This window comes from Streptomyces sp. 13-12-16 (assembly GCF_002114215.1).
Classification (GTDB): domain Bacteria; phylum Actinomycetota; class Actinomycetes; order Streptomycetales; family Streptomycetaceae; genus Streptomyces.
This window is the reverse complement of the sequence record NZ_NCTE01001049.1, coordinates 1-914: the sequence shown is the minus strand read 5'-3', so window position 1 is coordinate 914 and position 914 is coordinate 1. Positions and strand designations below refer to the sequence as shown.

Annotated in this window: 1 pseudogene; it reads right to left on the bottom strand. The window is 76.6% G+C overall.

From position 1 onward, the window contains the following. Positions 1-914: pseudogene (locus B7767_RS34960) on the bottom strand (ATP/GTP-binding protein); the annotation flags it as partial.

Genomic DNA, 914 nt, shown 5'->3' with positions numbered 1-914 from the left:
CGCGGTGACGCGGCGCCCTCCGGCGGCAGCGCCGCCCGCAGCAGCCGGCCCGCCGCTCCCGCCAGGAGCTCGCGCTGCGCGTCGGACACGCCCGCGGCGACGCTGTCCAGCAGGACCCCGTGGGCCTTCACGCAGCGGTGCCCGTCCGTCTCGACCAGGTCGATCAGCGAGTGGTCGAGGAGCGCGCGCAGGGCCGGTTCGACCCGCTCGGCGCTCAGCGGCGGATCGAGGTGTTCGAGGCCGTCGGCCCTGCCCTGTGCCGCCGGCATCAGCAGCGACAGCGGGACGGGGTCCGCCGCCCAGAGGGACAGCAGCCGCAACAGGGTCGTCGCCTCCGGCAGGCCGCCCTCCGCCAGGGTGTCCAGCGACAGCTGCCAGGTGCGGCCCACCAGGCGGCGGGACTGTCCGCCACCGGTCACCGGCGCTCCCCGGTCGACCAGGGCCGTCGACTCCTCGCCCAGCCTCCGGTCGTACTCGTCCATGGTCCACGACTCCAGCAGCTGGTGGGCCAGGTGCGCCCCGGCCAGGGTCAGGGCCAGGGGCAGGCAGCCCAGGCGCCGGGCGACCTTCCGTGCGGACTCCTGGGTGCCCGCCTCCGGGGCCAGGTCACGCAGGAGCAGGGTGGCGTCCTCCAGGGGGAGCACACCGATCCGGTGGCTGCTCACCCCCGGGGTGTGCCACAGCGGGGAGGTCGCGTGACGGGTGGTCACCAGCACCGTCCCCGAGGGGCTCGGGCGCAGCCAGGCGCCTTCCTCCAGGATGCCGGGGTCGTCGGCGTTGTCGAGGACCAGCAGCCAGGGGTCCGCGGAGTGGTCCAGGTAGTGCCAGACCAGGTCGGCCGCGGCGCGTCGGCCGCCGGCCGCGGCGGCCAGTTCGCCGCCGGTGGCGCCGCGGTCGCCGGCGACGGCGAGCAT